This window comes from Pseudoxanthomonas suwonensis (assembly GCF_010093235.1).
In the GTDB taxonomy this organism is placed as follows: Bacteria; Pseudomonadota; Gammaproteobacteria; order Xanthomonadales; family Xanthomonadaceae; genus Pseudoxanthomonas; species Pseudoxanthomonas suwonensis.
On the sequence record NZ_PDWP01000034.1, the window covers coordinates 25,933 to 32,289 of the forward strand.

Annotated in this window: 8 protein-coding genes; 2 read left to right on the plus strand and 6 right to left on the minus strand. The window is 68.5% G+C overall.

Translation table 11 applies throughout. The annotated features are described in order from the left end of the window. Positions 1 to 19: 19 nt before the first annotated feature. The 6 genes from CSC68_RS14300 to cmk form a co-directional block, all read right to left on the minus strand. Positions 20 to 994: an MraY family glycosyltransferase gene (locus CSC68_RS14300; protein WP_162204292.1), complete on the minus strand. Its 975-nt coding sequence runs from the start codon at positions 992 to 994 to the stop codon at positions 20 to 22. 8 nt (positions 995 to 1,002) lie between these two features. After that, positions 1,003 to 2,181 carry a lipopolysaccharide assembly protein LapB gene (gene lapB, locus CSC68_RS14305; protein ID WP_162204284.1) on the minus strand — a complete coding sequence of 393 codons (1,179 nt, stop codon included), beginning with the start codon at positions 2,179 to 2,181 and terminating at the stop codon, positions 1,003 to 1,005. 4 nt (positions 2,182 to 2,185) lie between these two features. Continuing rightward, positions 2,186 to 2,482: a hypothetical protein gene (locus tag CSC68_RS14310; RefSeq protein ID WP_162204285.1), complete on the minus strand. Its 297-nt coding sequence runs from the start codon at positions 2,480 to 2,482 to the stop codon at positions 2,186 to 2,188. A 62-nt stretch (positions 2,483 to 2,544) separates the two neighbouring features. Beyond that, positions 2,545 to 2,856 carry an integration host factor subunit beta gene (locus CSC68_RS14315; RefSeq protein WP_162204286.1) on the minus strand — a complete coding sequence of 104 codons (312 nt, stop codon included), beginning with the start codon at positions 2,854 to 2,856 and terminating at the stop codon, positions 2,545 to 2,547. An 81-nt stretch (positions 2,857 to 2,937) separates the two neighbouring features. Beyond that, complete coding sequence (gene rpsA / locus CSC68_RS14320; protein ID WP_162204287.1) at positions 2,938 to 4,626, minus strand: 30S ribosomal protein S1; 1,689 nt, start codon at positions 4,624 to 4,626, stop codon at positions 2,938 to 2,940. Positions 4,627 to 4,806: 180 nt separating this feature from the next. Further along, on the minus strand, positions 4,807 to 5,481 hold the full coding sequence (gene cmk, locus CSC68_RS14325; RefSeq protein ID WP_162204288.1) for a (d)CMP kinase: 675 nt from the start codon (positions 5,479 to 5,481) through the stop codon (positions 4,807 to 4,809). Positions 5,482 to 5,654: 173 nt separating this feature from the next. On the opposite strand from cmk, the gene ykgO reads away from it, so the two are divergent. Together ykgO and CSC68_RS14335 are read left to right on the plus strand one after the other, a co-directional pair. Then, the gene (ykgO, locus tag CSC68_RS14330) at positions 5,655 to 5,780 is read left to right on the plus strand and encodes a type B 50S ribosomal protein L36 (RefSeq protein WP_005913193.1); all 126 of its coding nucleotides are present in this window, start codon (positions 5,655 to 5,657) and stop codon (positions 5,778 to 5,780) included. Between the two features lie 182 nt (positions 5,781 to 5,962). Then, the gene (locus CSC68_RS14335; protein ID WP_162204289.1) at positions 5,963 to 6,289 is read left to right on the plus strand and encodes a hypothetical protein; all 327 of its coding nucleotides are present in this window, start codon (positions 5,963 to 5,965) and stop codon (positions 6,287 to 6,289) included. The last annotated feature ends 68 nt before the right edge of the window (positions 6,290 to 6,357 follow it).

Genomic DNA, 6,357 nt, shown 5'->3' on the forward strand with positions numbered 1-6,357 from the left:
ACGACGGTCCTGTCGGGATCTACTGGTTGCGCCTCCCCTGGAGCAGCCAGAGCCCCGTCGCCAGCACCAGCCAGGTACAAACGACAGCGACCGAACAAACCGTTCCAGACGCGCTGGCAACATACGCGACACAACCTGCCAGCAGACTGAACAGGGCATACGCGTTGGTTACGATCCAGTGACGGCCGACACGTTTCGCCCAACGTTGGTACAGGTGCGATACATGTGGCAGCCACCAGCGCTCGCGGCGCAGGATCCGCCCACCCAGAGTCAAAGACGCGTCCACCAGAAAGGCCGACAGCGGCAGTACCAGCAGCGCCGCGCTTCCACGATGTCCCTCAGCGTCAAGCCCGGAGGCCGTCCATGCCCCGACCGCGGCCAGCACATAGCCAATGGTACCCGATCCGACATCCCCCAGGAAAATCCGCGCGCGCGGGTAGTTGAACGGGAGGAAGCCGCAGCACGCGGCGAACGCGCCCCAGGCGACCGTATCGACCGGCGACGGACCGAGCAGCGCGAAGCAGGCCAGCGCGATCATCGCCTGGGTGGTGGCGATGCCGTCGATCCCGTCCATGAAGTTCCAGACGTTCACCAGCACCGGAACCGCCGCGCAGGCCAGCAGCGCCCAGTACCAGCCAGCGTGGCTGGCGAACATGCCGGCTCCAAGCACCACGCCGGCCAGGCACTGGATCGCCAGGCGCGACCACGGCGACAGCGAGCGGTGGTCGTCGATCCAGCCGATCCCGGCCACCATCAGCAGGCCGGTGGCGAACGCGGCCCCCAGCGCGACCGGGACCACGCCGGCGACGATGCCGGCGATGCATCCGGCGAGCAGTGCGATCGCGATGCCCAGGCCGCCGCCACGCGGCGTCGGGATGGAATGGCTGCGGCGCTCGCCGGGCAGGTCGAGCAGGCGGCCACGCGCGTACCGCAGCGCAAGCCAGGTGCCGAGCGCCGCGACGAACACCAGCGGCACGCTGGCCCACACGCCCATGGACACGCTCACACCACTGCGTAATTCAGCAGTGGCTTCACCGTCCCCCACTCCTTGCAGCTGGGGCACTGCCAATGGTGCGTGCGCGCGCCGAAACCGCAGCGGGTGCAGCGGTAGCTGGGATTGCGCACCAGCAGCTGGTCGGTGATGTGCTTGAGGTCGTGCAGGGTCGCGGTGCTGTCGGCGCCGACCGCCAGGGTCAGGTCGATCAGTGCGGCCTCGCCACGTACCGAAGGACGGTCCTTGAGCTGGCGCCCGAGGTAGTCGCGCGCCGACTGCGCGCCCTCCTGCTGCTCGATCAGGCGGGTCAGCGCCAGCACCGGGGCGATGCCACGGTAGTGCTCGCTCATCTCGGCCAGGAACGCACGGGCGCCGGCGGCATCGCCCACCTGGGCATAGGCCGCCTGCAGGCCGGGCAGCAGCTCGGGCAGGTAGTCGGGATCGTGCCGCGCCGCGCGCTCGAAGGCGCGGATCGCGCCTTCGGGGTTGTTCGCGTCCGCTTCGATGCGGCCTTCAAGGATGCCGGCGCGTACGCAGGTGGCATCGGCCTGGTAGGCGCGCGCGATCGCCGCGCGGGCCGCGTCCAGGTCGCCATTGCCGCGGTGGCGCTCGGCCAGTTCGCATTCGAACTGCGCCACCAGCTTGCCCATCGGCTCGCCGGTGGCCTCCTCGTAGCGCATCGCGTTGTCGATCGCACGCTCCCAGTCGCGCTCGGCCTGGTAGATGCCGATCAGGTGCTTGAGCGCCTGCGGCGCGCGCTGGTCGATCCGCGCCAGGTCGGTGAACACGGTCTCGGCGCGGTCCAGCAGGCCGGACTTCATGTAGTCCTCGCCCAGCGCCAGCAGGGCCTGGACGCGCTGCGCGTCGGACAGGTCGGCGCGCTGGACCAGGCCCTGGTGCAGGCGGATGGCGCGATCCACCTCGCCGCGGCGGCGGAACAGGTGGCCCAGCGCCAGCTGGGTCTCGAAGGTTTCCTTGTCCAGTTCCGCGATGTGCAGGAACAGCTCGATCGCCTTGTCCGGCTGCTCGTTGAGCAGGTAGTTCAGGCCGCGGAAATAGGTGCCGGACAGGCGGCTGACCTGGGTGTCACCGTGGCGTTGCCCGCCCCTGCGGCCGACGACCCAGCCGCTGAGCGCGGCCAGCGGCAGGAACAGGAAGAACCAGAACCACTCGGAGATGAATTCCATTTGCTTAGTTGCCTTCCCGGAACGGTGCCGGTGTCTGGATGGCGTCGACGACGGTGGCGTCGGCCGCGCGGGTCCGCTCGAGCCGGCGCAGGCGCGCGTGGAGCGGCAGCACCGTGCTGGCGACGACCAGGCCGCCGCCGAGCAGCACGCCCGCGAGCAGCGAGGCGACGATGGCGATGCCTGAAGTGGTGACGATTTCGGCCACGCCGAAATCAAGATGGAGCCGCTGCGAATTGAGCGACCCCACTACCAGCCCGATCGCGAGGAATGCGAGCAGGACCAGCAGGCGGAGGATATTCATGTGCAGAGGCTCCGGCGCACGGATGCCCCAAGCTTAGCCGACCGGACGGTACCGGCGAAGGCTCAGGCGTCCTGCGCCTCGGTAGGCGCGGGCACGACGTCGCTGACCTTCTCGCGCAGCTCCTTGCCGGCCTTGAAGTGCGGCACGTGCTTGCCCGGAAGGGCCACGGACTCGCCGGTCTTCGGGTTGCGGCCGATGCGCGGCGGACGGTAATGCAACGAGAAGCTGCCGAACCCGCGGATCTCGATCCGCTCGCCCGACGCCAGCGAACCGGCCATCATTTCCAGCAGCGACTTGACGGCGAGGTCCACGTCCTCGGCCTTCAGGTGCGACTGGCGGCGTGCCAGGATCTCGATCAGTTCGGACTTGGTCATCTCGTACTAGGGAAGCGGGCCGATACGCCGCGGCGACCCGGGATCACCGGGTCGCCGCGGGGCCTAACACACTGGCGGGTATTACTCGGACTTGTTGCCCAGCTGCGCACGCAGCAGCGCGCCCAGGCTGGTGGTGCCGGCGGCAGCCTCGGCGGCGGCCTTGTTGTACTCGGCCAGGGCCTCGGCGGTCTCGGCTTCGTCCTTGGCCTTGATCGACAGCTGCAGGCTGCGGCCCTTGCGGTCCATGCCCACGAACTTGGCCTCGATCTTGTCGCCGACCTTCAGGTACTGGGTGGCGTCATCCACGCGCTCGTTGGCGATGTCGCGCGCGGCGACGTAGCCCTCGATGCCCTCGGCCAGCTCGATCACGGCGCCCTTGGCGTCGACCTCGCGGACCACGCCCTCGACCTTGGAGCCCTTCGGGTGCGCGGCCATGTACTGGCCGAACGGATCCTGCTCCATCTGCTTCAGGCCCAGCGAGATGCGCTCGCGCTCCGGGTCGACGGCCAGGACGACGGCGTCCAGGGTGTCGCCCTTCTTGAAGTTGCGCAGCACGTCCTCGCCGGTGGTGTTCCAGCTGATGTCGGACAGGTGGACCAGGCCGTCGATGCCGCCGTCCAGGCCGATGAAGATGCCGAAGTCGGTGATGGACTTGATCTGGCCGGTGACCTTGTCGCCCTTCTTGTGGATGGCGGCGAAGGTCTCCCACGGGTTCGCGGCGACCTGCTTCATGCCCAGCGAGATGCGGCGGCGCTCCTCGTCCACGTCCAGGACCATGACCTCGACCTCGTCACCGACCTGCACGACCTTGGACGGGTTGACGTTCTTGTTGGTCCAGTCCATCTCGGACACGTGCACCAGGCCCTCGACGCCCGGCTCGATCTCGACGAACGCGCCGTAGTCGGTGACGTTGGAGACCTTGCCGAACACGCGGCTGTTGGCCGGGTAGCGGCGGGCGATGTTGTCCCCCGGATCCTCGCCCAGCTGCTTCAGGCCCAGCGAGACGCGGGTGCGCTCGCGGGCGAACTTCAGCACGCGCACTTCCAGCTCGTCGCCGACGTTGACCACCTCGGACGGATGGCGCACACGCTTCCACGCCATGTCGGTGATGTGCAGCAGGCCGTCGATGCCGCCCAGGTCCACGAACGCGCCGTAGTCGGTCAGGTTCTTGACCACGCCCTTCAGCTTGGCGCCCTCGACCAGCTTCTCCATCAGCTGCTCGCGCTCCTCGCTGTGCTCGCTCTCGACCACCGCACGGCGGGAGACGACCACGTTGTTGCGCTTGCGGTCCAGCTTGATGAGCTTGAACTCGAGTTCCTTGCCTTCCAGGTAGGCCGGATCGCGCACCGGACGGACGTCGACCAGGGAGCCCGGCAGGAACGCGCGGACGTCCTTGATGTCGACGGTGAAACCACCCTTGACCTTGCCGCTGATGCGGCCGGTGATGGTCTCGTTCTTCTCCAGCGCCTCTTCCAGCTCGTCCCACACCATCGCGCGCTTGGCCTTCTCGCGCGACAGCACGGTCTCGCCGAAGCCGTTCTCGATCGAGTCGAGCGCGACCTTGACCTGGTCGCCCACGCCCACGTCGATCTCGCCGTCGTCGTTACGGAACTGCTCGATCGGCACGATGCCTTCGGACTTCAGTCCGGCGTTGATCACCACCACGTCGCCGCGGACGTCCACGACGGTACCGGTGACGATGGCGCCCGGCTTCAGCTTGGCCAGGTTGGCCTGGCTCTGTTCGAACAGCTCGGCAAAAGATTCGGTCATTAGTAAATACTCGGTTGAACACACGGACGGAGCCCATCGCTCGCGATGGCTGCCCCGTCCCCCTGTAGCAGGCCCGTGCCGGCGCCCTGTGTGGTTGGTTGATTGAACCCCGTCGCGTTCCCGCGACGGGACCTGGCGCAGGATGCGCCTTCCTGCCTTTCCGCGACGGCCCGGCGGTCGTCAGGCGTGCTTCGGCACCTGGGCCAGCACGCGCTCGACGACCTCGTCGATGCCAAGCCCGGTCGTATCGATGAGGACGGCGTCTTCGGCCGGCTTCAGCGGTGCGACCGTACGCTGGGCGTCGCGGGCATCACGGGCGAGGATCTCCCGCAGCAGACCGTCTAAGGTAACCGAAACCCCTTTTTCCTTCAACTGCTTATAGCGCCGCTGGGCGCGCTCATCGGCGCTGGCCGTCAGGAACACCTTGGCGGTGGCGTCCGGGAAGATCACGGTACCCATGTCGCGGCCGTCGGCGACCAGGCCCGGCGGCTGGCGGAAGGCCCGCTGGCGCTCCTTCAGGGCTTCGCGGACCTCGGGGATGGCGGCAATGGCCGAGGCCACCGCGCCGGCGGTCTCCAGGCGCAGCTCGGAGGTGGCGTCGGTGCCGTTGACCAGTACCCGCAGGCCCTCCGGCCCGTCCTGGAACTCGATCCGGGTATCAAAGGTGCAGCGCACCAGGGCCGACGGATCGGCCAGGTCCAGGTCGGCCCAGCTGGCCGCCACGCCCACCGCCCGGTAAAGTGCTCCCGAATCCAGGTAGTGCCAGCCCAGCCGGCCGGCCACGATGCGGCTTACCGTCCCCTTGCCCGCCCCGGAAGGACCGTCGATCGTCAGGACGGGAACTGGGTGGGACATGGGGGCTCCGAGGGCTGTGGGGACCCGGAATTGTAGCCCGCGACACCCCTCCGCGACCCTCCCCTGCGCAACTGCTTGAAAGGCTTCCGGAAACCCGGCTAGAATGGCGGGCTTCTTTTCATGCCTCGGCCGTCCGGCCCAGGCTTCCTATCCGTCGTCCTCCGAGGTGTGTCATGAAAGTCCTGTCCTCCCTGAAGTCGGCGAAGACCCGTCACCGCGACTGCAAGGTGGTCCGCCGCCGCGGCAAGGTCTTCGTGATCTGCAAGTCCAACCCGCGCTTCAAGGCCCGCCAGCGCTGAAGCCGGCAGGCGGCCGCCAGGCCGCAGGCTTGTACCGGGAGGCCGCAGCGATGCGGCCTTTCGCGTTTCCGGGCACCGCCGAACGCCCGCCTGCGCCGCAGGAGGCCACGTTCTGCTTACAATCGGCCCTGCACCGTCCGGCCGCCCTGGCCGGGTGGACTACTGTCTGGGGAGACACCACGATGAGGCACCGCTTCCAAGTCCTGTCCCTGCTCGCGCTGGCCGGCCTGTCGGCCGCTGCGCAGGCGGATACCCTGCTGATCGAGCGCGTCGACAAGCCGGCCGCCGAAGCGCCCGCCCGCGGCCTGAGCATGGCCGAGGTCGAGGCCCGCTTCGGCGCCCCGCAGGAGAAGCTGGATCCGCGCGGCGGCCAGAAGAAGCAGTGGCCGACCATCAACCGCTGGGTCTATCCGGAGTACGTCGTTTACTTCGAGAAGAACCGCGTCATCGACGTGGTCGCCCACAAGGCCTCGCCGAACGAGATCGGCCCGAAGCCGGCGATCCGCTGATCCGCCCCGCCGCCCCGCCCGCGCGGGGCGGCACGCTCCCGCCGGCACCTGTCTCTTATATAGATCCA

Excerpts from the sequence above, each read along its gene's own strand:
- cmk (WP_162204288.1), bottom strand. The coding sequence starts at position 5,481 with ATGTCCCACCCAGTTCCCGTCCTGACGATCGACGGTCCTTCCGGGGCG.
- CSC68_RS14310 (WP_162204285.1), bottom strand. The coding sequence starts at position 2,482 with ATGAATATCCTCCGCCTGCTGGTCCTGCTCGCATTCCTCGCGATCGGG.
- lapB (WP_162204284.1), bottom strand. The coding sequence starts at position 2,181 with ATGGAATTCATCTCCGAGTGGTTCTGGTTCTTCCTGTTCCTGCCGCTG.
- CSC68_RS14315 (WP_162204286.1), bottom strand. The coding sequence starts at position 2,856 with ATGACCAAGTCCGAACTGATCGAGATCCTGGCACGCCGCCAGTCGCAC.
- ykgO (WP_005913193.1), top strand. The coding sequence starts at position 5,655 with ATGAAAGTCCTGTCCTCCCTGAAGTCGGCGAAGACCCGTCACCGCGAC.
- CSC68_RS14335 (WP_162204289.1), top strand. The coding sequence starts at position 5,963 with ATGAGGCACCGCTTCCAAGTCCTGTCCCTGCTCGCGCTGGCCGGCCTG.
- rpsA (WP_162204287.1), bottom strand. The coding sequence starts at position 4,626 with ATGACCGAATCTTTTGCCGAGCTGTTCGAACAGAGCCAGGCCAACCTG.
- CSC68_RS14300 (WP_162204292.1), bottom strand. The coding sequence starts at position 994 with ATGGGCGTGTGGGCCAGCGTGCCGCTGGTGTTCGTCGCGGCGCTCGGC.